The following is a 25,033-nucleotide window of genomic DNA, read 5'->3' as shown; positions in this document are numbered from 1 at the left end:
TTGTCGCAGGTCAGAAGCGTGACATTGACTGTGCCCATGAATAAAGGCCCCGTCGACTCAGCCAGGGTCCCGCGTTTCGCCGGGCCCGCCACCTTCGCCCGGCTGCCTCGCCTCGACGAGGTCGGACGCGCGGACGTGGCGGTCGTGGGCGTGCCGTTCGACAGCGGCGTCTCGTACCGGCCCGGAGCGAGGTTCGGCCCCGCCGCGGTCCGCGAGGCGTCGCGGCTGCTGCGGCCCTACCACCCCGCGCTGGACGTCTCCCCGTTCGAACGCGCCCAGGTGGTGGACGCGGGAGACATCGTCGCCAGCCCGTACCACATCGAGGAGGCGATCGAGAGCGTCGAGGCGGGCGCCGCCGCCCTGGACGCCCGGCTGGTGACGATCGGCGGCGACCACACGATCGCGCTGCCGCTGCTCCGCGACGCCGCCCGGCGCCACGGGCCGGTCGCTCTGCTGCACTTCGACGCCCACCTGGACACCTGGGACACCTACTTCGGCGCCGAGTACACGCACGGCACCCCGTTCCGGCGGGCCGTCGAGGAAGGGCTGCTCGACACCGAGGCGCTCAGCCACGTCGGCATCCGCGGCCCCCTGTACGGCAAGAAGGACCTCGACGAGGACCGGCGCCTCGGCTTCGGCATCGTCACCGCGGCCGACGTGCTGCGGCGCGGCGTCGACGAGGTGGTCGACGCGCTGCGCCAGCGCATCGGCGACCGCCCCCTGTACGTGTCGGTCGACATCGACGTGCTCGACCCGGCACACGCCCCCGGCACCGGCACCCCGGAGGCGGGCGGGCTCACCAGCCGCGAACTGCTGGAGATCCTGCGCGGCCTGGCCGGAGGGAACCTCATCGGCGCCGACGTGGTCGAGGTGGCGCCCGCCTACGACCACGCCGAGATCACCTCGGTGGCCGCCTCCCACGTCGCCTACGACCTCGTCAGCCTGCTGGCCCTCCAGGAGTACAAGTGAGCACCCCCATCACCGAGATCGAGACCCGCGGTGTCGACCGCATCCCCGACGCCGAACGCACCGCCCGCCCGCTGGACCTGTTCAGGGTCTCCTTCGGCGGCGCGAACACGTTCGCCACCTGCGTGCTCGGCGCCTTCCCCATCCTGTTCGGCCTGTCGTTCTGGCAGGGGTTCGCCGCGACCGTGCTCGGCCTGCTCGTCGGCGCGCTCATCCTGGCGCCGCTGTCGCTGTTCGGGCCGCTCAACGGCACCAACAACGCCGTCTCCTCCTCCGCCCATCTGGGCGTGCACGGCCGGATCGTCGGCTCGTTCCTGTCACTGCTGACGGCGATCGCGTTCTTCTCGATCTCCGTGTGGTCCTCGGGCGACGCGCTCGTGGGCGGCGCGCACCGGCTCGTCGGCCTGCCGCAGAACGACTTCATGTACGGGATCGCGTACGCGATCTTCGCGGGCCTGGTGCTCGTGGTGTGCGTGTACGGGTTCCGGTTCATGCTGTTCGTCAACAAGATCGCGGTCGTGGCGGCGTCGGCGCTGTTCGTGCTCGGCGTGTTCGCGTTCGCCGGCGACTTCGACCCGTCGTACGCGGGCATGCTGGCCCCTGGGGACCCGCTGTTCTGGCCGTCGTTCATCGGCGCGGCGCTGATCGTGCTGTCGAACCCGGTCTCGTTCGGCGCCTTCCTCGGCGACTGGTCGCGCTACATCCCGGCGGACACGCCGCGGCGGCGGGTGATGGCGGCCGCCTTCCTGGCGCAGGCGTCCACCATCCTGCCGTTCTTCTTCGGCCTGGCCACCGCGTCGATCATCGCCGCCAAGGCCGCCGAGTACATGGACCCGGCCGCGCCCAACTACGTCGGCGGCCTGCTGGCCATCGCGCCGACGTGGTACTTCGTGCCCGTCTGCCTGATCGCGCTGATCGGCGGCATGTCCACCGGCACCACCTCGATGTACGGCACGGGGCTGGACTTCGCCAGCGTGTTCGCCCGCTTCTCGCGGGTGCGGGCGACGCTGTTCATCGGCTCGCTGTCGATCGTGTTCGTCTTCGTCGGCCGCTTCGCGGCCAACCTCACGCAGAGCATCTCCACGTTCGCCACGCTGATCATCACGTGCACGGCGCCGTGGATGGTGATCATGATGCTCGGGTACGTGACGCGCCGCGGCTGGTACGACCCCGAGGCGCTGCAGGTGTTCACCCGGCGGCAGCGGGGCGGGCGCTACTGGTTCAACCACGGCTGGAACTGGCGCGGCATCACCGCCTGGCTCGCCTCGGCGCTGCTGGCGCTGGCCTTCGTCAACCTGCCCGGCCAGTTCGTCGGGCCGCTCGGCGACCTGGCCGGCGGGGTGGACGTGTCGCTGCCGCTGGGCCTGGGCACGGCCGCGGTGCTCTACCTGGCGCTGCTGTGGGCCTTCCCCGAGCCGCGCGAGGTGTACGGCCCGCTCGGCCCGCGCTGGGTGCGGGCGGCCGACACGCCCGTGCCGCCGATCGTGCCCATCGCCGCCCCGGCGCCCCAGCCCCAGAGGCTCACCGGCGTGTGAGGATGGCCGTCATGGAGCTGGTCGACCTGTCGGTGCCGATCGTCACCGGGATGCCCGTCTACCCGGGCGACCCCGAGGTGACGATCGAGCCGGCGCTCACCGCCGGCCGCGACGGGGTCAACGTCCTGGCCGTGCACCTGGGCTCGCAGTCCGGTACCCACGTGGACGCGCCGTTCCACCTGGACGACGCCCTGCCCGACCTGGACGAGCTGCCGCTGGAGAGGTTCGTGGGGCCCGCCGTGACGGTCGACGCCCGGGGGCTCGCCCCGGGCGCGGCGATCGGGCCCGGCCTCTTCAGGGGCGAGCTGGGCCGGATCGTGCTCGTCGCCACCGGGTGGTCGGCCCACTGGGGGACTCCCGCGTACCTCGACCATCCGCACCTGACCGAGGAGGCGGCGCGGCTGCTCGTGGAGCGGGGCGTGCGGACCGTGGGGATCGACGCGCTGAGCGTCGATCCCACCCCGGCGGAGGACTTTCCCGCGCACCGGGTGCTGTGCGGGGCGCACGCGGTGATCGCCGAGAACCTCACCGGGCTCGGACGGCTGCTGGACGCGCAGGCGGCCGGACGGGCCGTCGAGGTGTCGATGCTGCCGATCCGGCTCGCGGGCGCCGACGGGGCGCCGGTCAGGGCCGTGGCCCGGCTATCGGGTGCCCCATGAGTAGGTCTGCTTGCGCAGCTTCAGATAGACGAACGACTCCGTGGCCCGCACCGCCGGTATGGCACGGATCTTGCTGAGGATCTCCAGCAGGTGACGGTCGCCCTCGCACACCACCTCGACGATGACGTCGAAGGAGCCGGCGGTGAGCACCACGTAGTCGATCTCCTCTATCGCCGCCAGCTCGTCGGCCACGGACTCCAGGTCGCCCTCGCACGTGACGCCGATCATGGCCTGGCGCGGGAAGCCGAGCGTGAGCGGGTCGGTCACCGCGACGATCTGCATGACGCCCGCGTCCTGCAGGCGCTGGACGCGCTGGCGGACCGCCGCCTCCGACAGGCCGACGGCCTTGCCGATCGCGGCGTACGGTTTGCGCCCGTCGGACTGGAGCTGCTCGATGATCTGTTTGGACAGCTCGTCCAGCACGACCGGTCCGGATGCCGCGTCCTTGCTGCGGCGTACGCGCGGCGGCGTCGTCATGTCGAGGGATCCTCCAAGCGGTCCGGCATGTTACGGGGGCGTTCCCGCCGGGTTGCCGTCCTGGTGCGACATGCTTTCAGTTCTCGGCGGTCTGTCAAGCGAATTCGTAGCAATTTGATATCTTCACCACGAAATCCCTTGTTCAGATGCGGTTACTCTGTAAGAGTCGCGGCATCTCGCCACCTGCGACACCAGTAAGCCATCTCACCAGGAGGTCATCCCTTGACCGTCCGTCTCCAGAACTTCGTCAACGGTGAGTTCGTGGACGCCAAGAGCGGCCGATTCTCCGACGTCATCGATCCTTGCACCGGCGAGGCCTACCTCCAGGCCCCGATCTCCGGCCCCGAGGACGTGGACGCCGCCTACGCGGCGGCCGCCGCCGCGTTCGAGTCGTGGGGCGCCACCACGCCGGGAGAGCGGTCGAACCTGCTGCTCAAGGTCGCCGACGCCATCGAGGCGCGGGCCGACGAGATCAACGAGGCGGAGTGCCGCAACACCGGCAAGCCGCGCGCCCGCATGGCCGAGGACGAGACGCCGGTGGCGGCCGACCACTTCCGCTTCTTCGCGGGCGCCGCGCGCACGCTCGAGGGCCCGACGGCCGGGGAGTTCCTCGCCGACCACACCAGCGTCATCAGGCACGAGCCGATCGGCGTGATCGGCCAGGTCACGCCGTGGAACTATCCGGTGATGATGGCGGTGTGGAAGATCGCCCCCGCGCTCGCGGCCGGCAACACCGTGGTGCTCAAGCCGTCCGACACCACCCCGGTCGCCACGCTCAAGCTCGCCGAGATCGTCGGCAGCGTGCTCCCGCCCGGCGTCTTCAACGTCATCACCGGCGACCGCGAGACCGGCGCCACCGTGGTGAGCCACCCGACCGCCGCGATGGTGGCGATCACCGGGTCGGTCGGCGCGGGCATGTCGGTGGCCAGGAGCGCCGCCGACGACCTGAAGCGGGTCCACCTGGAGCTCGGCGGCAAGGCCCCTGTCGTGATCTTCGAGGACGTGAAGGACCTGCGCAAGGCGGCCGAGGACATCGCCGTGGCCGGCTTCTACAACGCGGGCCAGGACTGCACCGCCGCCTGCCGGGTGCTCGTCCACGAGAGCGTGCACGACGAGTTCGTGGCCGCGCTGGCCGAGGCCGCCGCCGCCACGGTGACCGGCGACCTGTCCAACGAGGACGCGCTGTACGGCCCGCTCAACAACGAGACCCAGCTCGCCCGGGTGCAGGGCTTCATCGACCGCGTCCCCGCGCACGCCAAGGTGCTCACCGGCGGGCAGCGGGTCGGCGACCGGGGCTACTTCTTCGCCCCCACCGTCGTCGACGGCCTCAAGCAGGACGACGAGATGGTGCAGAACGAGGTGTTCGGCCCGGTCATCACCGTCCAGACGTTCACCGACGAGGCCGACGCGCTGGCCAAGGCCAACGACGTCAGGTACGGCCTCAGCAGCTCCGTGTGGACCTCCGACCACGGCCGCGCGATGCGGATGTCGAACAAGCTCGACTTCGGCGTGGTCTGGGTCAACACCCACATCCCGTTCGTCTCGGAGATGCCGCACGGCGGCTTCAAGCACTCCGGGTACGGCAAGGACCTGTCAGTGTTCGGCCTGCATGACTACACCAGGGTGAAGCACGTCATGCACTTCATCGGCGAATAGCCCAAAAAATCACGATAAAGCACGCACAAAGGGAATCCCCCCGACATGGCCGATCAGAGTCCGATCGACACTCCAACTGACCGTGCGATCGAGCTGGAGGACGTCCTCAAGGAGTACGTCTCGCATGGCGAGGTCGTCCAGGCGGTCAAAGGCGTGACGCTGGACATCGCCGAGGGGGAGTTCTTCTCCCTCCTCGGCCCGTCCGGTTGCGGCAAGACCACCACCATGCGCATGATCGCCGGGTTCGAGGAGCCGTCGAAGGGCGTGATCCGGCTGCACGGCCGGGACGTCACCGACGTCCCGCCGAACAAGCGCGACGTGAACATGGTCTTCCAGTCCTACGCCCTGTTCCCGCACATGAGCGTGTGGGACAACGTGGCCTTCGGGCTGAAGCAGAAGAAGACGTCGCGCGAGGAGATCAAGCGGCGGGTCGGCGAGATGCTGGAGATCGTCGACCTGACCGGCCGCGAGAAGCGCCGCCCGCGCGAGATGTCCGGCGGCCAGCAGCAGCGCGTCGCGCTGGCCCGCGCGCTGGTCAACCGGCCGCGCGCGCTCCTGCTCGACGAGCCGCTCGGCGCGCTCGACCTCAAGCTCAGGCAGGCCATGCAGCTGGAGCTCAAGCGCATCCAGCGCGAGGTCGGCATCACGTTCGTGTACGTGACGCACGACCAGAACGAGGCGCTGACCATGAGCGACAGGATCGCCGTCATGAAGGACGGGCTCATCGAGCAGCTCGCCGGGCCGCGCGAGATCTACGAGCGGCCGGCGACCACCTTCGTGGCCGGCTTCATCGGCACCTCCAACCTGCTGACGGGCACCGCCACCGGCGGCGTGCTGAAGGTCGGCGAGGGCCGGGTGCTGGTGCCCGGCAAGGAGGGCGAGGTGTCGGTGACCGTACGGCCCGAGAAGATCACCCTCGCCAAGCAGGAGCCCTCGGGTGACGTGAGCGCCCTGCCCGGAACCGTCTCCGAGGTCGTCTACCTCGGGACCTACAACAGCTACGCCGTGCGGCTCGCCGACGGGGACGAGATCACGGTGTTCGAGCAGAACGCGCACGACGCGACGGTCACGGCGGAGCGGGGCGACTCCGTCTGGCTGTCGTGGCAGGCGCAGCACTCATATGTGATGGGAAGTTGATAGCACGTCATGAACCGCCTGCATTCCCCCGCCCTGTACCGGGGCATGACCCAGCCCCGCACCCGCCGTGACGTCTTCCGGCTGGCCGGCCTGTCCGCCGCCGGGCTGGCCCTGGCCGCCTGTGGCGTCCAGGGGCAGAAGGCCGCTCCGCCGAAGGCCGACGCCGTCGCCGACTACTGGGCGGGCCAGAAGAAGAACGGCAAGGTCGTCTTCGCCAACTGGCCCGAGTACATGCCCGAGGACCACGGCCCGCTGAAGAAGTTCCAGCAGGAAACCGGGATCTCCTACGAGTACAAGGAGGTCATCAACGAGAACACGGAGTTCTTCGGCAAGGCCGACCCCGTGCTCCGCGCCGGTCAGCCGCTCGGCTACGACATCGTCGTCATGACCAACGGCATCCAGCTCCAGCACATGTTCGAGCTGGGCTACGCGGTCACGCTGGACCAGTCGAAGATGACGAACTTCCAGGCCAACGCCGCCGAGGCGTACAAGAACCGCGCCTACGACCCGGGCAACAAGTACACGATGCCGTTCGCCTCCGGGTTCACCGGGATCGCGTACAACACCAAGTACGTCAAGGACGACATCACGAGCATCCAGGCGATGTTCGACGCCAAGTACGAGGGCCGGGTCGGCATGATGGCCGACGCCCAGGAGATCGCCAACTTCGGCATGATCGCCCTCGGCGTCGACCCGGAGAAGTCGACCGAGGACGACTGGAAGAAGGCCGGGGAGAAGCTCCAGGCGCAGCGTGACGCCGGGATCGTGCGCAAGTACTACAACCAGGACTACATCGACGCCCTGTCGCGCGGTGACATCTGGGTGTCGATGGCCTGGTCCGGCGACGTCTTCCAGCGGCAGCTCGCGGGCGAGCCGGTCAAGTTCTTGATCCCCGAAGAGGGCGGCACGATCTGGACCGACAACATGCTCATCCCGAAGGGCGCGGCCAACCCGGTCGACGCCATGATGCTGATGGACTTCCTCTACAAGCCGGAGATCGCCGCCGAGCTGGACGAGTTCATCCAGTTCGTCACCCCGGTGCCGGCCGTCCAGGAGCTGCTGCGCGAGAAGGCCGCGAGCGCGTCGGGCGACGACAAGAAGGCCCTGCTCGACATGGCCGAGAGCCCGCTGATGTTCCCGACCGAGGCCGACTACGCCAAGCTCCACAGCTACACGCCGCTCACCACGGCCCAGGAGCAGGTGTTCAACCCGATCTTCCAGTCCGTCACCCAGGCGTAGGCCATGAGGCGTCTCACCCCCTACCTGCTCGCGCTGCCGAGCTGGATGTGGCTGGCGATCTTCCTGGTGGTGCCGCTGGCGGCGATGGCGTCGGTGTCGCTGCAGACCGGGAACGTGATCGACGGCTTCGTCATGACGTTCAGCTTCGGCAACTACGGCGACGCCCTCGGCACCTACAGCACCCAGCTGGTCCGCTCGCTGGGCTACGGCGCGACGGCGACGGCGGCCATGCTGGTGATCGGCTATCCGGTCGCCTACTGGATCGCCTTCAAGGGCGGCAGCCGCAAGTCGGTCTACCTGTTCCTGCTGCTGCTGCCGTTCTTCGTGTCGTTCGTGCTGCGGACGATCTCGTGGGGCTTCCTGCTGGCCGACGACGGCATCGTGCTCGGCACGCTGAAGAGCTGGGGGGTGCTGTCCGCCGACTTCCACGTGCTGGCCACCTCGTTCGCGGTGATCGCGGGCCTGACGTACAACTGGCTGCCGTTCATGATCCTGCCGATCTACGTGTCGCTGGAGCGGGTGGACCCGCGCCTGGTGGAGGCCGCGCAGGACCTGTACGCGACGCGCGGCACCGCCTTCCGCAAGGTGGTGCTGCCGCTGTCGCTGCCGGGCGTGTTCGCCGGGGTGCTGATGACGTTCGTGCCGGCCACGGCCGACCCGGTCAACGCCCAGGTGCTCGGCGGCACGGGCAACACCATGATCGGCAACATCATCCAGACCGAGTATCTGGTCAACAACGACTACCCGACGGCCTCGGCGCTGTCGTTCACGCTGATGGCGGTGCTGCTCGTGGGCATCTTCGTGTACGCCAGGGTGCTCGGCACCGAGAACGTCCTAGAGGCGGCGGCCCGATGAGGGGGGTCCGCGGGAGATTCGGCGACCGGCTGCTGCACGCCTACACCTGGCTGATCATCCTGTGGCTGGTCGCGCCGATCGCCGTCATGATCGCGTTCGGCTTCAACGACAAGCAGAGCAAGTCGAACGCGACCTGGCAGGGCTTCACGCTCAAGTGGTACGGGGAGCTCTTCGCGATCCCCGACCTGAGCGACGCGCTGGTCAACTCGCTGCTCATCGCGGTGGCCAGCACGATCGTCACCGTGGTCATCGGCACCATGCTCGGGCTGGCCCTGGGCCGCCACCGGTTCCGCGGCCAGGGCACGACGAACTTCCTGGTCTTCGCCGCGATCTCCACGCCCGAGCTGGTCATGGGCGCCTCGCTGCTGTCGCTGTTCGTCTCGGCGAACGTGCCGAGGAACCAGATCACGATCACCATCGCGCACGTGCTGTTCTCGCTGGCGTTCGTGACCGTGACCGTGCGGGCCCGGGTGGTGAGCCTCGACCCGTCGCTCGAAGAGGCGGCCAAGGACCTCGGGGCGGGGCCGTGGGCCACGTTCCGGCAGGTCACGCTGCCGTCCATCATGCCCGGCGTGCTGGCCGGGGCGATGCTGGCCTTCGCGCTGTCCATCGACGACTATGTGGTGACGAGCTTCGTCAACGGCTCCGAGCTCACCTTCCCGCTGTGGATCATCGCCTCGGTGAAGACGGGCATCCCGCCGCAGGTGAACGTCATGGGTACGCTGATCTTCGGCGTGGGCGTACTGATCGCGATCGTCAACGCGGTCGCGGCCCGGCGCCGTACCTGAAAGACCTCAGCCCCCCGCGGACCGCGCGGGGGGTTTCGACGCTGCCGGCAAAGAACAGGGAGGCGAGATCGGATTCCGGCGGGGGGAACCCGCGCGTGATCACCGTTTTGGTCCCGCAATTTTCGACTTTTGACATACACCGTAGGGAAGTGGGATTTGTGGATCCGCTGAAGGCGCTGGCTGACGCGGAGCGCAAGCCGTACTGGCTGGACAGCCCGGCCAGACCCGAGCCGCGACCGCGGCTCTCCGGACACACCACCGCCGGCCTGGTCGTCGTCGGCGGCGGTTTCTCGGGCCTGTGGACGGCCCTGATGGCCAAGGAACGCGACCCCTCGCTGGACGTGGTGCTGCTGGAGGGGCGCAGGATCGGCTGGGCGGCCTCCGGCCGCAACGGCGGGTTCTGCCTGGCGACCCTCACGCACGGACTGCCCAACGGGCTGGAGCGCTGGCCGGACGAGATCGAGCGGCTGGAACGCATGGGCGTGGAGAACCTCGACGAGATCGAGGCGACGCTGCGGCGCCACGACATCGACTGCTCCTTCGAGCGCACCGGCGAGCTGAACGTCGCCACCGAGCAGTGGCAGCTCGACGCCCTGTACGAGCACCTCGACCTGATCGAGGAGCTCCGGCTGGACTACGTGCCGCTGGACCGGGAGCAGATCCGCGCCGAGATCGACTCGCCCACCTACCTGGGCGGGCTCTGGGACCGCAGCGGCTGCGCCATGCTCGACCCCGCCCGGCTGGCGTGGGGGCTGCGCGAGGCGTGCGTGCGGCTCGGGGTGCGGGTGCACGAACGCAGCCCGGTGCGCTCACTGGACGACGACGGCGCCTCGATCACCCTGCGCACCCCGCACGGCTCGGTCACCGCCGGCAGGGTCGCGCTCGGCACCGGGGTGTTCTCGCCGCTGCTGCGCCGGCTCAAGCACTTCGTGGTGCCGGTGTACGACTACGCGCTGATGACCGAGCCGCTCAGCGACGCCCAGCTCGGCGAGATCGGGTGGCGCAACCGGCAGGGCGTGGGCGACGGCGCCAACCAGTTCCACTACTACCGGCTCACCGACGACAACCGCATCCTGTGGGGCGGCTACGACGCCGTCTACTACAACGGCGGCCTGGTCAAGCCGGAGTACGAGCAGCGCGACGAGACCTTCGTCAAGCTGGCAGGCCACTTCTACGACACCTTCCCGCAGCTGTCCGACGTGCGCTTCACCCACCGGTGGGGCGGCGTGATCGACACCTGCAGCAGGTTCAGCGCGTTCTACGGGCAGGCGCACGGCGGGCGCCTGGCCTACGCGGTCGGCTACACCGGCATGGGCGTCGGCGCCACCCGGTTCGGCGCGAACGTCATGCTGGACCTGCTGTCGGGGCAGCGCACCGAGCGCACCGAGCTGCGCATGGTACGGGAGAAGCCGATGCCGTTCCCGCCCGAGCCGGTCCGCTCGGGCGTCATCCAGTTCACCCGCTGGTCGATCGCCAAGGCCGACGAGCACCAGGGCAAGCGCAACCTGTGGCTGCGCACGCTGGACCGGATGGGGCTGGGCTTCGACTCCTAGCGGCACGGGCCCGCGGCCGGCCCGGCCGCGGGCCCTTCCCGCCACACTGGAGAGATGAGAATCGAATTCGCCGCCGACGGCGTGCCGCTGGTGGGAGAGCTGCGGGTGCCCGACAGTACGGAGCCGTGTCCGGCCCTGGTCCTGACCGGCCCGTTCACCGGCGTGCGCGACCAGGTGACCGGGCTGTACGCGGAGCGGCTGGCCGCCCGAGGGTTCGTCACCCTGGCCTTCGACCACCGCAACTGGGGCGAGTCGGGCGGCGAGCCGCGCTGCCACGAGGACCCGCAGGGCAAGCTGCACGACCTGCGCGCGGCGGTGTCGTTCCTGCGCTCGCGGCCGGAGGCCGACGGGGAGCGGATCGGCGCCGTCGGCATCTGCCTGGGCGGCGGCTACGCGCTCAAGTTCGCCGCGTTCGACCCCCGGGTGAAGGCGTTCGCCGGGATCGCGGGCGCGTACAACAACCCGTACACGATGCGCGCGGGCATGGACTACCAGGCGGCCCTGGCCTCCTTCACCGCCGTGCTGGAGCGGCAGGACCAGGGCGGGCCGGTGGCGTACATCCCGGCGGTGGCCGAGGAGGGGGAGGCCGCCATGCCCGGCGCGGAGCCGTACGCCTACTACGGCACCGCCCGCTCGGCCTCCGCCCACTGGGCCAACCGGGTGACCAGCGCGAGCGTGCGCGAACTGATCACGATGGACAACATGATGGGCGCCGACTTCCTGTCGCCCAAACCGGCGCTCATCGTGCACGGCGTGGCCGACCGGTTCTGCTCGCCCGAGGGCGCCGAGGAGGCGTTCAAGCGGCTGGACGAGCCGAAGAAGCTGGTCTGGCTGGACGCCAGGGAGCACATCGACCTGTACGACCGCGAGCCGTACGTGACGCAGGCCGTCGAGGCGACGGCGGAGTTCCTGCACGCGCATCTGTAGTCGAGCCCGGCGTCCGGGGGCTCAGTGCGCGCGTACGAGATCCTCCTCCGGGATGACCTTGGGCACGCCGCGGAGCCCCACCAGCGCGAGCGCCGCCACGACGACCAGCATCGCCGACGTGGCGAGCGCGGTGACGTTCACCGCCTGCACGAACGCCTCCCGCGCCGCCAGCACGAGCTGACCCGCCTGCGCGGCGGGCAGCGACTCGGCCGTGGCCAGCGCCCCGGCGATCGACTCGCGCGCAGCCTCGCCCGGTACGCCGGCGGGCACCTCCAGGCGGCCGGCATAGGTGCTGTTGAGCACCGTGCCCAGGATCGCGATGCCGAGCGCGCCGCCCAGCTCGAACGAGGTCTCCGAGACCGCCGCCGCGGCGCCCGCCCGCTCCCTCGGCGCGGTGGCCAGCACGTTGTCGTTGTTGACCGTGAACGCCAGCCCGATGCCCATGCCGCCCACCACCATGGCGCACGCCATGACCGGGTAGCTGACCTCCAGGCCGATCGTGGAGTAGTAGAAGAACGCCACCGCGTTCAACAGCAGGCCGAGCGCCACCACCCCGTTCCTGCCGATGCGGTTCACCAGCGGGGCGGCCACCACGCCGCCGATCGCGCCGCTCAGCCCGCCGGGCAGGCCCGCGAGCCCCGCCTGCAGCGGCGACCAGCCCAGCACGAGCTGGAAGTACCAGGCGAAGAACAGCGACATGGCCATCATCGTGAAGATCGCCAGCAGGTTGGTGCCGATCGACGCGGAGAACGCGCGCCGCCTGAACAGCCGCACGTCGATCAGCGGCTCGGCCAGCTTCGTCTGCCGCCAGACGAACACCAGCAGCCCGGCCACCCCGAGCACCCCGGTGACCTGCACGTCCACGTGCGCCAGGCCCTTGTCGGCCGCTTCCTTGACCGCGTAGACGACGGCCACGATGCCGGCGAACGACAGCGCCACGCTGATCAGGTCGAGGCGCCCCGGCTCCGGGTTGCGCGACTCGGGCAGCACCCGCACGCCGACGACGACGATCAACGCCATGATCGGCAGGTTGATCAGGAACACCGAACCCCACCAGAAGTGGTCCAGCAGCAGCCCGCCGATCACCGGGCCGAGCGCGAACCCGGCCGCGCTCATCCCGCTCCAGACGCCGATGGCCGTGGTGCGCTCGGCCGGGTCGGTGAACACGTTCCTGATGATCGAGAGCGTGGACGGCATGATCGTCGCGCCCGCCACGCCCAGCAGGGCCCGCGCCACGATGAGCAGCTCGGGGTTCGGCGCGTACGCGGTCACGGCGGAGGCCGCGGCGAACGCGACCGCGCCGATCAGCAGCAGACGCTTGCGGCCGATCCGGTCGCCCACGTTGCCCATCGTGATGAGCAGGCCCGCCAGCGCGAACCCGTAGATGTCGCCGATCCACAGCAGCTGCGTGGAGGAGGCGCCGAGGTCGGCGACCAGCCGTGGCAGGGCGAGGTGCAGGACCGTGAGGTCCACGGACAGGAGGAGGGTGGCCAGGCAGCAGATCGCGAGTCCGGCCCATTTCTTCGTCATGCGGACCACGGTCGCGCCCGGCGCTGACCGCGTGCCTACCGTCCGCTGACCGCCGCCAGCGCGGCGGCGATCCGCTCCCTCAGGTCGTTCACGCTGTACCAGCCCGCCGGGCACTCCTCGCGGGCCCGCTCCAGCCACGTGCGGGCGGCGGCCAGGTCGCCCACCGCCAGCGCCACCTCGCCCAGCCCGCAGTGCGCCCTGGCCAGGATGTCGGTCGAGCCGACGCGGCGGGACAGCTCCGCCGCCCTCTCGTAGTCGGTACGCGCCCGCTCCGGATCGCCGGTACGGGCCAGCGCGTCGGCGCACCGGCACAGGCTCTCCGCGACGTCGGCCAGCGCGCCCAGTTGCCGCGCGACCTCCATCGCCTCCTTCGCCCTGGCCAGCGTGGTCACGTGGTCCTCCTGCTCGGCGGCCAGGTCGGCGAGGCCGGACAGCGCCAGCATGGTGCCCCAGCGCTCACCCATGGCGCGGAAGGCGGCCAGCGACCGCTCGAACTCCGCTCCGGCCCTTTCCGGCTCGCCCGACTCCTGCAGCATGAACCCGTACCCGCACCCGGTGAGCGCGGTCGACCACGGCGACATCGGCACCGCCGCGGTCAGCGCGCGCAGTTGCGAAGGCGTGGCCACCCCTTCCGGCGGGCCGGTGAACATGGCCAGCAGCAAAGTCAGGAACTCCAGCTTCGCCGGCATGTAGTCCGTCGGCAGGGAAGGACGCAGCCCTTCGAGCCGCTCGGCCAGCCAGTCATCGCCCACGCCGGTCCAGGCCGCGACGAGCACGCACATGGCGTACTCCTCCTTCAGGCCATCCGGCGCGGCGTCGCCGACGCGTTCCAGCAGCTCCGCGGCGAGGGTCGTGCTGACCGTCCGGTGGCCGCGCATCCACCAGTAGCAGGCGCAGTAGGCCAGCAGCCGCAGCGCCGTCTCCAGCCTGCCCGACTCGGTCGCCCAGCGCACGGCGGCGTTGAGGTCGTCGCTCTCCGCGTCCAGGCGGGCCAGCCACTCCAGCTGCTCGGCGCGGCGCAGGTGGTTGTCGGCGGTGATCGCGAGATCCAGGTAGTGGGCGGCGTGCGCCTCCCGCATCGTCTCGGCCTCGCCCGCCTCCGCCAGCCGCTCGGCGCAGAACGCGCGGATGGTCTCCAGCATCCGGTAGCGGCCGTCGACGGCCTCCACCAGCGACTTCTCCGCCAGCGAGAACAGCACCTCCTCGGGCAGCCCGCACACCCGCTCGGCCGCCTCCGCCGTCGCGCCGCCCGCGAACACCGTCAGCCGTCCGGCCATCCGCTGCTCGTCCTCGTCCAGCAGGTCCCAGCTCCACGCCACCACCGCGCGCAGGGTCTGGTGGCGCGGCAGCGCCGTCCTGCTGCCGCGCGCCAGCAGCCGGAACCGGTCGTCCAGCCGCGCCGCCACCTCCGCCACCGACAGCGTACGCAGCCGGGCCGCCGCCAGCTCGATCGCCAGCGGCAGGCCGTCCAGGGCGTGGCAGATGCGGACCACCTGCTCGACGTTCTCGGGGGTGACCGCGAACGCGGGCCGCACCGCCGCCGCCCGGTCGGCGAACAGCCGCACCGCCGGGTAGCCGAGCGGGTCCCGCGCGTCGGGCGGCGGCAGCCGCAGCGGCGACACCGGCACCAGCGACTCGCCGGTGATGCCCAGCGCCTCCCTGCTCGTGGCCAGCACCCGCAGCCCCGGGCAGGACCCGAGCAGCGTGTCGGCCAGCCTCGCGGCCGCCTCGACCACGTGCTCGCTGTTGTCCAGGATGAGCAGCAGCTCCCGGCCGGCGAGCGCGGTCACCAGCCGCTCCACGGGGTCCGGCAGCTCCGGCCCGTGCCGGTCCCGGATCCCCAGCGCGGCCAGCACCGCCGGGGCCACCTCGGCATCCGCGGTCACCGGGGCAAGCTGAACCAGGCACACGTCCCCGTCGGCCCGCTCCGCCACCTCCAGCGCCAGCCTCGTCTTCCCCGCCCCACCGGCCCCCACCAACGTCACCAACCTGGACGCCCCCAGCTCCCTGCTGACCTGCCGCAGCTCCTCCCCCCTCCCCACAAAACTGCTCAGCTGCGCCCGCACCCCCACCTTGACCCCAGCCCCACCCGACCAGACCCCCCGCGAGACGCCCCCACCCACGTCAGCGGCCCCACCACCCGGACCGCCCCAGACCCGGCCACCATCGGAGCCCTCCACGCTCTCCCACGGGCCGCCCCCACCGCGCCCGGCTCCGCCCCCACCGCGCCCGGCTCCGCCCCCACCGCGCCCGGCTCCGCCCCCACCGCGCCCGGCTCCGCCCGCACCGCGCTCGGCTCCGCGCCCGTCCAGCTGGGTGAAGCGGACGTCGTCTCCCCGGTCGGCTGCGGGACGCGCCGTATCGGGCCGGTGCTCGCGGTGAGTGCCACCGCTTCGGTCGTGCTGGGCGTCGGTGTGGGAGGTCTCCCACGGGCCGCTTCCGGCGTGCTGGGCTCCCCGCGCGTCCGCCGTATCGTGATCGCCGCCGGTCTGGGGCCCGCGTGTGTCCGGTTGGGTGTCGTGTGAACGGGGGGTGATGGTTTGCGGACTTGTGGGGGTGAGGGGCGGTAGGGGGAGGGTGGCGAGGCCGAGGGCGGGGTCGGCGCGGAGGACCGCCAGGTGGGCCGCCGCGAGCTCGGGCCCCGGCTGGATGCCCAGCTGGTCGTCCAGGATGCGCCGGCCCTCGGCGTACGCGGTCAGGGCCTCCGCCTGACGGCCGCTCCCGTACAGGGCACGCATGAGCTGGGCGCGCAGCCGCTCGCGGAGTGGATGGTCGGCGACGAGCCGGCGCAGCTCGGCGGCCAGCTCGCGATGCCGGCCCAGCTCCAGATCCGCCTGCGTCCGATCCTCGATCGCCGTGAGGCGCAGCTCGGACAGCCGGGCCGCCGACGCGCCGGCGTGCGGCGCGTCGGCCAGGGGCGCGCCCCGCCACAGCTCCAGCCCTTCGCGCAGCAGCGCCGACGCCCGCCCCGCGTCGCCGGACCCCAGCGCCCGCCGCCCCTCGGCGGCCAGCCACTCGAACCGGCTCGCGTCCACGTCCATCGGATCGGCCACCAGCCGGTAGCCCGCCGGATGGAACTCGACCCGGTCCCGCCCCAGCGCCCTGCGCAGCCGTGACACCTGCGACTGCAGCGCGTTCGCCACCCCCTCGGGCGGCTCCTCCCCGTACAGCCCGTCGACGAGCTGGTCGGCCCCGACCACCCGCCCGGGCTCCAGCGCGAGCAGTGCGAGCAGCGCACGCACCCGGGGACCGCCGACCGGGATCCCGGTCCCGTCGTCACCCAGCACCTCGGTGGGGCCGAGGATCTCGAAGCGCATGCCTCTGATTATCGCGGTCCCGGCAGCATGGCGGTGATGTCCCCATAGCTGGGCATAACGGTCTCCTCCCGCGAACCTGACGGACGCACGGCGGCGAGCGTGGACAGGGCGCCCCACAGGCTCGCCCGGTACAGCAGCGACCCCGTGCTGACCCGCGCCACCCCGGCCCGCGCCAGCTCGTCCAGGCCCGGCCCGCCCGGCTGGTACAGGATGTTGACCGGCAGAGGAGTCAGCTCCACCAGCTCGGCGATGGCGCCCAGGTCGCTCAGCCCCGGCACGAAGATCCCGTCAGCGTGTCCGTACGCCCGCACCCGCTCCGACGGGTCGCCCGTCTTGAGCCAGCACGTGTCGGTACGGGCGTTCACGAAGACCCCGTGGCCCTTCGCCGCCTCGATGATCTCCTGGTGCAGGCGGACCGGCCGCAGCGTGCCGTCGGCCCGGCCGTCCTCCAGGTTGACCCCCACGACCCCGGCCGCGGCGAGCCCGGCGACCAGTTCCGCCACCTCGGCGGGGTCGTCGCTGAACCCGCCTTCCACGTCCACGCTGACCATCACCCCGAGGCCGGTGATCGCCCCGGCCAGCGCCACGGTCTCCGCCTTAGTTGCCCCGGCGGCGTCGGGCCTGCCGTGCACGGCGGACACGCCGAGGCTCGTGGTGCCGATCGCGGCGAACCCCTCCCGGGCCAGCAGCGCCGCGGACCCGTAGTCCCACGCGTTGGGCAGCAGCAGCGGCTCGCCGCGCCGGTGCAGCGCCCGGAACTCCTCGCTCATCGTCCCAGCACCCCCGCCACGACTCCTTCGGCCAGCGCCATCGCGTGCCGCCGGGCGGGACAGGGGCGCACCCCCGCGCCGAACGTGAGGTGGGCTCCGGCGTCCCGGTTGACCTGGACCAGATCGATCCGCACCTCTGCCCCGGTCTCCCGGTCCATCCGCCGCGTCACCTTGAGCGGCGGGTCGAGCCTGAGCGTGCGCTCCAGCACCCGCGCCACGGCATCGCCGGGCCCGGCCTGACGCAACGCGTTCCGTACCAGCCCCTCGGTCGCGTCGTGCGCCTGCAGCAGCAACGTGATCAGCGCAACCGACGATCGGACGAGGCCGGCGTCGGCGGCGAGGGTGATCAGGTCGCGGACGGCCGCGTCGGCCTCCGGGGTCTCCTCGCCGGACAGATAGCCGGGGGCGGCGGCGCGCACGGCTTCCACCAGCCGGCCGGTGTCCCGGACGCCGAGGGCGTGGCCGAGCACTGTCACGGGGACGCCCTCCCAGCGGCCGTCCCGCTCCAGCGTCAGCTTCCTGGCGGCGTCCCGGAGCGCGTCCGGGTCGAGGGCGTCGAGCGACTCCTCCAGCAGCCGCCGGCGCCGCGCGTGCACCTCCCCGGTGCTGAACCGGGAGGCGTGGGAGCGCAGCCAGGCGAGCGTGCCCTCCGGCGCGTCCTGCCTGACGGGAGGCGGGATGTAGCGGGTGTCGGCGAGCACCGCGAGGGCCTCGGCACGGTGGGTGATGACCATGCGTCCACGCTAGATCGGGAACGTTTCGGCCCCGGTCGAAGTGTCGTCAGGCGGCCAGGCGCTCCTGGGGTTCCCCGACGGTCTCGCGGGCGGGGACGGCCACCGCCGCGGGGCGCGCGCCGGCGGCCGCCATGACCACCAGGAGCGCCATGTCCGCGACCACCAGGGCGCGCTCCAGCAGCCCGTAGTAGCCCTCACCGCCGATCCAGCCGGAGGTGAACGAGGCCGGATGCGCCGCCAGGTACACGGCCAGCACCAGCCCGGCGGTCACCGCCAGCGCCCGGACCGCGCTCCACCGGGCGGCCCGTGCCCGCCCGCGCGCGAGCGTCCAGCCCGCCACCGGCAGGGTGGTGAAGACCACGGCCGCCGCCCACCGGTGGATCTCCCCTGTCAGAGACTTGATCTCGCCCGGGTCGGTCGGGAAGACCGCGCTGAGCATCAGCCCGGCGGCCGCGGCCAGCAGCAGCACGCGGGTCGCCGCGGTGCGGCGAGGGTCGGACGTGGCGAGCCCGTACGCCAGGCTCAGGCACGCCGCCGCCAGCGCGAGCATCCCCAGTAACGTCGGCGCCATCCCGCCAGGCACCAGGGCGTAGTCGCTGAGCAGCGGCTGGGCGGGCAGCGTCAGCTCGGCGTAGCCGAGGGCGCCGGCGGACGCCAGCGCCGCCGTGACGGTGGCGGCGGTCGCGGCACGTGAGGTCATCGCGTCACCTCGTCATAGATCTGCTCGAACCGGGCGAGAGAGGTCTGGTGGTCGTGGGTGAGCGCGAGCTCGCGGCTGGCCAGGCCGAGCCGGTCGCGCAGGTCGCCGTCGGTCAGGACGGAGGTCAGGTGGCGGGCCAGAGCCAGCACGTCCCCGGGCGGGAAAAGGTAGCCGTTGTCGCCGTTCACCAGGTGCGGCAGCGCCATCGCGTCGGCGACCACCACGGGCAGGCCGGTCGCCATCGCCTCCAGGGTGGCGATGCTCTGCAGCTCGGCCACGCTCGGCATGGCGAACACGTCGGCGGCCGCGTACGCCTGCGGCATGTTCTCGTCGGCCACGAACCCGAGGAACGACACGCGCTCCGCCACCCCGATCCGGGCGGCGAGCGTCTCCAGCGTCTCGCGCTGGTTGCCGCTCCCGACGAGCGCGAGCTGGGCGTCGGTCTCGTTGAGCACGTACGGCATCGCCCGGATGAGGTCGGAGAGCCGCTTCTCCTCGTCCAGCCGGCCGACGAACAGCACGGTCGGCCGGTCCGGCAGGCCGAACAGCTTGCGCGCCCACTCCTTCGGCTCGGCGTGCGGGTGGAAACGGGTCAGGTCGATGCCGCAGGAGACGGCCTCGACGTCGCGATCGAAGCCCTGCTCGGCCAGGAGCGCGGCGGCCAGCGGGGTGGGCGTGGTGACGTGGTCGGCCTTGCCGAACACCCGGCCGAAGTCGCGCCAGGCCAGCCGGCTCGCGCCCGCCCGCAGCCGGGCGGGGACGTGGCCGAACTGGAAAAGGTTGTCGGGCATGAAGTGGTTGGTGGCCACGACGGGGACGCCGCGGCGGCGGGCGGCGGCCAGGGCGGCCCTGCCGACCACGAAGTGGCCCTGGGTGTGCAGCACGTCGGGGTCGACGGCGGCCATCAGCCGGTCCAGCCGCGCGGGAACCGCGACCCGCATCGTCGGGTGGACGAGCAGCGGCGCCGAACGCTGCCGGTGCACGATCACGCCGTCGATCACGTCGGCGCCGGCCGGGCCGAGGTCCGACTGGCACACCACGTGTACCTCGTTGCCGCGCGCGGCCAGGCCGGTGGCCAGCCGGTGGGCGAAGTAGGCTGTGCCGTTCACGTCCGGCGGGTACGTGTCGGTCGAGATCATGATCCGCCGGGGGCGTTCGGGGGCGGGGGAGAGGCCGGCGTCCCGGTGGGTCCGGTGCAGGGGCATCGCCATGGTGGGTGACTCCTCAGGGTTTCTTCTAGGTGGGGGTTCCGGCCCGGGGAGGCCGGCTTTCCAGCGGGGTCGTACGGGCGAGGGCGACGGTTCCGGCGGCGGCCAGCGCCGCGGCCGCCACGGGCGCGAGGCCGGTGGGGAGCGGCTCGCCGAGCAGCAGCGCGCCGAACGCCACCGCGGTGAGCGGGTCGGCGATCTGCAGGGCGGCGAAGGAGACGCCGAAGTGGCCGACGGAGTAGGCGCGCTGCAGCATCACCAGGGCCAGCAGCGCCGGGACCGGCAGGGCCAGCAGGTAGGCCCAGTTCCAGCCGCCGTCCACCAGCACCCGCACGAGCGTGGCCGTGGCGCCGTACAGCACCCCGGACGCGGTGGCCAGCAGCGCGGCCCGCCACGCGGGGGCGGCCGCCCGCGCGCCCGCCCACAGCAGCACCGCCGCCGCGCCGGAGACGCCGAGCAGGGTGAACAGCTCCCGCGGCTCCAACCGCACCGGCACGTCCGACTCGGGCACCAGCAGGACGAGGCCGACCAGCCCCGCCGCGACCACGGCCGCCGCGCCCAGCTCGGACGTGGACGGCCTGCGGCCGTGCAGGGTCGCCGCGATCGGCAACGCGAACAACAGGCTGGCCACCCCCATCGGCTGGACCACGGTGAGGGGGCCGAGGCCGAGCGCCACGATGTGCAGCCCGCCGCCGGCCAGGATGGCGGCCCCGCCCAGCAGCCAGCGTGGCCGCCGCAGCAGGGTCAGCATCCCGGGCTTGTCGGTGCCCACCGCCTCGAACTGCTGCAAAGCCGCTCCGAGTGCGAAGAACAGTGAGCCGATCAGGGCGATCACCGCGGCCGGCACCGTCATGCCCCACTCCTTTCAGCTGGATGGTCACCCGGCAGGGTCAAACCGACGTGTCCGAGGGAAGTCGCACGGGGGAAGCGTTGGTGGCGCGCCGCTTCCGCAGCCAGCGGACGGTCTCCACCACGGCCGTGACGGACACGGCGATGCCCAGCCCGAGCAGCAGCCCCTTGATCGGGTCGCGCTCGAACGCCATCCCGCCGAAGAACCCGATCAGCCCCGAGTACAGGCCCCACGAGGCCGCCGCGATCGCGTCGAAGATCGTGAACAGGCGAAGCGGATAGCGGACGGCGCCCATGGTGAGCGTGGTCGCGGTCCGCCCGCCGGGGATGTAACGGGCCACGACCAGCACCAGGCCGCCGCGCTCGGCGAGGGCGTCGCGCGCCCACACCATTGCCTTGCGCTTGCGCAGCCGTCCCCCGCCCTTGAGACCGAGCAGGTAGGAGATGTGGTCGCCGGCGAACGCGCCGAGCGCCGCCACCAGGATCACCAGCGCGAGGTTCGGCTCGCCCGTGGCCGCGAACACCCCGGCGGTGATCACGGAGGTCTCCGCGGGCACGATCGGGAAGAACCCGTCGAGCAGGGAGAGCGTGAACAGCGCGAGGTAGAGCCAGGGCGAGGACATCACCTGCTGGAGGAACTCCAGGACGGCGTGCGACATCAGCGTGAACTCCGATCGATTGGCGCGCACTCTCACCCTGGCGGCGAGAGGTGCCGGCGGACATCGGGGATCTCCCGGGGACGAACGCGGGCTCTTCCCCTACCGGGGTCAGGGCCCGTACGCTCCGAACCTAGGAATCCCGCAGGCCACCGCACATCGGACGATCGGTACGCGGTACCCCCGACTTTCGTCAGGGGCGGCGCTACGACCTCCGGTTGACACCCTTCGATCAAAGCGGCCGGACGGACCCGGCACATCAGTGCGGGCATCCGAGTTGATGGTGGTGCTAGCCCCACCGCCGGCGGGGGAGCGCGAGCCACCCGACTTTCGTCAGGGGCCGGCGCAGACCTTCGGGGGGAGCGGGTCCCGCCTGGTCGCGGATACCGTCGTGGGCGTGAACGGACTACGCCGCGACGACCGTCGCCAGGTGCTCAGAGACGTGGTCCTGTGGGTGCTGCTGGCGATCGTGATCAGCGCCATGGGGCCCGATCCGCTGAGAGACCTCGGCGCGTTCTGCGCGATCACGGTGCCGCGCCTGGCTTTTGGAGCGCTCGCCGTCCTCGTCGGCAGGCCGTGGCCGCTGGCGGCGGTGGTGCTGCTGCTGCCGCTCGGGCCGTGGGACTTCGCCGACAGCCTGGCCACCTCCGACATCACCTGGCTCATCCCCGGCGCCATCCAGGTCAAGATCTTCCCGTTCGCGCCGGTCTCGCCGTTCTCCATCTGGTACGCCTACCTCGCCGGACGTCGCCTGCCCCGGGCCCTGCCCTGGCCCATCCGGATACCGGGCGCCGGGCTGGTCGCCGTCCTGATCACCGCGATCGGCGTCGTCCTCGTCGTCGCCGGGGGCGGCGCGGCCGGTCTGTGGATCACCATGGTCACCGGCCTGATCGGCACCTACCTGGTCCCGTACCTCCTGGGCCTGCTCCGCAGGCGGCTCCTGCAGCAGCGGGACCAGGCGCGGCAGGCGGCCGAGGCGCAGGCACGGCTGCGCGAGCGGGCGCGCATCGCCCGCGACATGCACGACTCGCTCGGCCACGACCTGGCGCTCATCGCGGTACGCGCCGCCGGCCTCGAACTGTCCCCCACCCTCGAACCCGCCCACGCCAGAGCGGCGAGCGAACTGCGCGCTGCGGCCGCGGACGCCACCGAGCGGCTCCGCCAGATCATCGGCGTCCTCCGCGAAGACACCGACGCCGCCCCCCTCGCCCCCCTGCCCGAGGAACCCCCCACCGAAGCGGCGCGGGAAGCCGGCCCCGTCCCGGAGGGTGGCGAGGAGGTCGCGTCGCTCGCTACGGCGGACGGTGAGGCCGAGGTGTCGCCGATGGCCGGGGCGGGGGAGGACGTGGTCGCGCTGGTGGAGCGGGCCCGTGATTCCGGGATGGCGATCACGCTGCGGCTGGAGAGACCGATTCCCGGCCTGGCGCACCGGGTGGTGCAGGAAGGGCTGACGAACGTCGCCAAGCACGCGCCGGGCGCCGCGATCGAGGTCGCGGTCACCCCGCACCTGGTCGCCGTCCGCAACGGCCCGCCCGCCCGCGCCCCCCAGGTCACCGCCACCGGCGGCTTCGGCCTGCCCGGGCTGCGGGAGCGGGTGCGGCTGGCGGGCGGCACCCTCCGGGCCGGCCCAGCGGACGGCGGCTACGAACTGGCCGCGGAACTGCCGTGAGTCCCCCGTACCGAAGCTCAGACGTACGGAGCTGCTCTCCCCCGTACGGGGGAGGGGGATCCCCTGCCCGCGTGAGGCCCGCGAGCGGCCGGAAGAGCAGCCTGGGAGGCATGAACGAGACACCGAGAGCAGGCGTGGGCCGGATCACCGCGGCGATCGTGGCCATCGCCGCCATGCTTCCCTACCTCACGCTCAAGGTCCTCTGGCTGACGGGCAGCCCGGTCGGCGTCACCGACCCGGCGCTCATGGACGACTCGACGATGTACGGCATGAACGTGCTGACGTTCGGCATGGACGCCGTCGCGCTGGTCCTGGCGCTCGGGTTCACCATGCGGTGGGGGATGCGGCTGCCCGCCTGGCTGGTGCTGCTGCCGCTGTGGGTCGGCACCGGCCTGCTCGGCGTGATCGTGGTCACGACGCCGCTGGGGCTGCTGCTCGAAGGGGCGGCTCTGTTCGACGTGGGCGGCCCGATCGAGCCCTGGGTCTACGTCATGGTCTACGGCGGGTTCATCGGGCAGGGCGTCGGACTCATGGCCGCTTTCGTGCTCTACGCCCGGGACCGCTGGCCCGCCGTCTTCACCACCACCGCCGAGGCCCCGTACCAGTCGCTGACGAGACCGTTCCAGCGGGTGGTGGCGTGGGGCTCGCTGCTGGTGGCGGCCGTCATCGGGGGTGTCCGCTTCTCGTGGGCGTTCGGCGGCGACGCGGGGCTGCCGCCGGAGGCCGCCGCGGCGATGACCTCGGCCGGCGCGTTCCAGCAGGGGATCAAGGGCCTGCTGGCCGTGGCGGCGGGCGTGGCGCTGGTGGCCCTGGTCAGGGCGAACGCCCGCCGGCCGTTCTGGCAGCCGCTGGTCGTGGCCTGGCTGGGGTCGGGGTCGCTGTTCGGCTGGGGCCTCTACGCGATGATCATCACGGCCACGGCCGCGCCGCTCAGCGGCGGAGCCACCGGGCTGACCGACCTGCTGGAGCTGTTCGGCATGCTGACCGGGATGGCCATGGGGATGTGTGGAGCGTTCCTGCTGGCCGAACGGTCAGCCGTGCGCCACGTGCAGCCGGCGCAGCAGCCGCTTGAAGCCGAAGAGGGAGACGGTGATCGCCAGCCCGCTTATCACGGCCACCGCTGACGTGCGCAGCACGATGTACCCGCTGAGCGAGCCCGAGAGCGACTCGTATATCGCCAGCGCGATGCTCAGGCCCGAGTTCATCAGCAGGACGAACGCCCACAGCAGCGTGATCCTGGCGAAGAACCTGCGGACCCGCTCGTGCTTGAGCACCGCGTTCGGCAGGTGGATGTAGTCGAGCGTGAGCTTCTCCACGAGCGGCCTGTTCAGCCGCACGGACGCGAGGAAGGCGATGCCGATGCAGATGGTGCCCAGCTCGGGCTGGATGAAGTACCACATCCACGTGCCGGTCCACAGCCCGATCACCGTGCGCAGCGTGATCGCCGCGGCGGCCAGATACATCGTGGCCGGCACCCGGATCCTCCTGATCAGCCGCCATGCCACGCCCACGTAGACCCACGAGCAGGTCAGGATGAGCGCCCACTGGAGGCCGAGCAGCATCATCGCGGCATAGAACACCACCAGGGGAGCGACCACAGCTTCCAGCAACTGCGGGGCGGCCTGACGGGCCAGGGCGGTCAGACGAGGCAGGGTGACGGGAGGGTGGTTCAACGCTTGCTCCGCAGATTGGGCCGACGGGCTGGGACTACCCCGGCTTCGGGCCGGCAGGCTTGCCGGACGGACCGCTCGATGTCACCCAGCGGCCACCCTGGCATACTCCGACCTTCGCATCCGGGGGTTGCCGGG

The 25,033-nt window shown here is 71.8% G+C and carries 22 protein-coding genes; 12 read left to right on the top strand and 10 right to left on the bottom strand.

Annotated features, from left to right (window positions below; all coding sequences use genetic code 11):
- The first annotated feature begins 36 nt into the window (after window positions 1-36).
- From speB to KME79_RS34425, 3 genes are read left to right on the top strand one after another with little or no spacing between them, the layout of a single operon-like run.
- Window positions 37-969, top strand: a complete 933-nt coding sequence (gene speB, locus KME79_RS34435; protein WP_219549307.1) for an agmatinase — start codon at window positions 37-39, stop codon at window positions 967-969.
- Window positions 966-2,501, top strand: coding sequence for a purine-cytosine permease family protein (locus KME79_RS34430; RefSeq protein ID WP_219549304.1), 1,536 nt, complete (start codon window positions 966-968; stop codon window positions 2,499-2,501). The genes speB and KME79_RS34430 overlap by 4 nt, the downstream gene beginning before the upstream one ends.
- A gap of 11 nt (window positions 2,502-2,512) precedes the next feature.
- The gene (locus tag KME79_RS34425) at window positions 2,513-3,160 is read left to right on the top strand and encodes a cyclase family protein (RefSeq protein WP_219549302.1); all 648 of its coding nucleotides are present in this window, start codon (window positions 2,513-2,515) and stop codon (window positions 3,158-3,160) included.
- On the opposite strand, the gene KME79_RS34420 is transcribed toward KME79_RS34425, so the two are convergent.
- The gene (locus tag KME79_RS34420) at window positions 3,143-3,637 is read right to left on the bottom strand and encodes an Lrp/AsnC family transcriptional regulator (protein WP_148033742.1); all 495 of its coding nucleotides are present in this window, start codon (window positions 3,635-3,637) and stop codon (window positions 3,143-3,145) included. The two genes, KME79_RS34425 and KME79_RS34420, sit on opposite strands and share 18 nt — an antisense overlap.
- A 222-nt stretch (window positions 3,638-3,859) precedes the next feature.
- Between KME79_RS34420 and KME79_RS34415 the strand changes: the two genes are divergently transcribed.
- The 7 genes from KME79_RS34415 to KME79_RS34385 all read left to right on the top strand — a co-directional run bounded on the left by KME79_RS34415 (window position 3,860) and on the right by KME79_RS34385 (window position 11,792).
- Window positions 3,860-5,293 (top strand): gamma-aminobutyraldehyde dehydrogenase, encoded by a 1,434-nt coding sequence (locus KME79_RS34415; RefSeq protein WP_148033741.1) that lies wholly within the window; start codon window positions 3,860-3,862, stop codon window positions 5,291-5,293.
- Window positions 5,294-5,338: 45 nt separating this feature from the next.
- Complete coding sequence (locus tag KME79_RS34410) at window positions 5,339-6,430, top strand: ABC transporter ATP-binding protein (protein WP_219549300.1); 1,092 nt, start codon at window positions 5,339-5,341, stop codon at window positions 6,428-6,430.
- A gap of 9 nt (window positions 6,431-6,439) precedes the next feature.
- Window positions 6,440-7,669 carry an ABC transporter substrate-binding protein gene (locus KME79_RS34405; protein WP_219549298.1) on the top strand — a complete coding sequence of 410 codons (1,230 nt, stop codon included), beginning with the start codon at window positions 6,440-6,442 and terminating at the stop codon, window positions 7,667-7,669.
- A gap of 3 nt (window positions 7,670-7,672) precedes the next feature.
- Window positions 7,673-8,524: an ABC transporter permease gene (locus tag KME79_RS34400; protein WP_219549296.1), complete on the top strand. Its 852-nt coding sequence runs from the start codon at window positions 7,673-7,675 to the stop codon at window positions 8,522-8,524.
- On the top strand, window positions 8,521-9,312 hold the full coding sequence (locus tag KME79_RS34395) for an ABC transporter permease (RefSeq protein WP_148033737.1): 792 nt from the start codon (window positions 8,521-8,523) through the stop codon (window positions 9,310-9,312). The genes KME79_RS34400 and KME79_RS34395 overlap by 4 nt, the downstream gene beginning before the upstream one ends.
- Window positions 9,313-9,470: 158 nt before the next feature.
- Window positions 9,471-10,865, top strand: coding sequence for an NAD(P)/FAD-dependent oxidoreductase (locus tag KME79_RS34390; protein ID WP_219549351.1), 1,395 nt, complete (start codon window positions 9,471-9,473; stop codon window positions 10,863-10,865).
- 54 nt (window positions 10,866-10,919) lie between these two features.
- Entirely contained in the window at window positions 10,920-11,792 is an 873-nt protein-coding gene (locus tag KME79_RS34385; protein ID WP_219549294.1) for an alpha/beta hydrolase, read from the top strand.
- Between the two features lie 21 nt (window positions 11,793-11,813).
- Here KME79_RS34385 and KME79_RS34380 read toward each other — a convergent pair whose 3' ends face one another.
- The 8 genes from KME79_RS34380 to KME79_RS34340 are packed head-to-tail and all read right to left on the bottom strand — an operon-like array spanning window position 11,814 to window position 21,589.
- On the bottom strand, window positions 11,814-13,322 hold the full coding sequence (locus KME79_RS34380; protein ID WP_219549292.1) for an MFS transporter: 1,509 nt from the start codon (window positions 13,320-13,322) through the stop codon (window positions 11,814-11,816).
- Between the two features lie 35 nt (window positions 13,323-13,357).
- Entirely contained in the window at window positions 13,358-16,639 is a 3,282-nt protein-coding gene (locus KME79_RS46610; protein WP_281429583.1) for an AfsR/SARP family transcriptional regulator, read from the bottom strand.
- An 8-nt stretch (window positions 16,640-16,647) separates the two neighbouring features.
- Window positions 16,648-17,409 (bottom strand): isocitrate lyase/PEP mutase family protein, encoded by a 762-nt coding sequence (locus KME79_RS34365; RefSeq protein ID WP_219549290.1) that lies wholly within the window; start codon window positions 17,407-17,409, stop codon window positions 16,648-16,650.
- A complete protein-coding gene (locus KME79_RS34360; RefSeq protein ID WP_219549288.1) occupies window positions 17,406-18,143 on the bottom strand; it encodes a cytochrome P450 family protein in 738 nt (245 codons plus the stop codon). Before KME79_RS34360 ends, KME79_RS34365 begins: the two co-directional genes overlap by 4 nt.
- Window positions 18,144-18,189: 46 nt before the next feature.
- Complete coding sequence (locus KME79_RS34355) at window positions 18,190-18,843, bottom strand: DUF998 domain-containing protein (RefSeq protein WP_219549286.1); 654 nt, start codon at window positions 18,841-18,843, stop codon at window positions 18,190-18,192.
- Window positions 18,840-20,054, bottom strand: coding sequence for a glycosyltransferase (locus KME79_RS34350; RefSeq protein WP_465263314.1), 1,215 nt, complete (start codon window positions 20,052-20,054; stop codon window positions 18,840-18,842). Before KME79_RS34350 ends, KME79_RS34355 begins: the two co-directional genes overlap by 4 nt.
- A 25-nt stretch (window positions 20,055-20,079) precedes the next feature.
- Window positions 20,080-20,904, bottom strand: a complete 825-nt coding sequence (locus KME79_RS34345) for a DMT family transporter (RefSeq protein WP_187281338.1) — start codon at window positions 20,902-20,904, stop codon at window positions 20,080-20,082.
- A 37-nt stretch (window positions 20,905-20,941) separates the two neighbouring features.
- On the bottom strand, window positions 20,942-21,589 hold the full coding sequence (locus tag KME79_RS34340) for a DedA family protein (protein WP_261808784.1): 648 nt from the start codon (window positions 21,587-21,589) through the stop codon (window positions 20,942-20,944).
- A 364-nt stretch (window positions 21,590-21,953) separates the two neighbouring features.
- On the opposite strand from KME79_RS34340, the gene KME79_RS47215 reads away from it, so the two are divergent.
- Window positions 21,954-23,225, top strand: coding sequence for a sensor histidine kinase (locus KME79_RS47215; protein WP_219549284.1), 1,272 nt, complete (start codon window positions 21,954-21,956; stop codon window positions 23,223-23,225).
- Between the two features lie 110 nt (window positions 23,226-23,335).
- Window positions 23,336-24,349 carry a hypothetical protein gene (locus tag KME79_RS34330; protein WP_219549282.1) on the top strand — a complete coding sequence of 338 codons (1,014 nt, stop codon included), beginning with the start codon at window positions 23,336-23,338 and terminating at the stop codon, window positions 24,347-24,349.
- Here the strand turns inward: KME79_RS34330 and KME79_RS34325 are convergent.
- A complete protein-coding gene (locus KME79_RS34325; protein ID WP_219549280.1) occupies window positions 24,257-24,898 on the bottom strand; it encodes a VC0807 family protein in 642 nt (213 codons plus the stop codon). The two genes, KME79_RS34330 and KME79_RS34325, sit on opposite strands and share 93 nt — an antisense overlap.
- Between the last annotated feature and the right edge of the window lie 135 nt (window positions 24,899-25,033).

The organism is Nonomuraea harbinensis (genome assembly GCF_019396385.1).
Classification (GTDB): Bacteria; Actinomycetota; Actinomycetes; order Streptosporangiales; family Streptosporangiaceae; genus Nonomuraea; species Nonomuraea ferruginea.
Note: the sequence above shows the minus strand (reverse complement) of the source record. Positions and strands in the feature narration are given on the sequence as shown.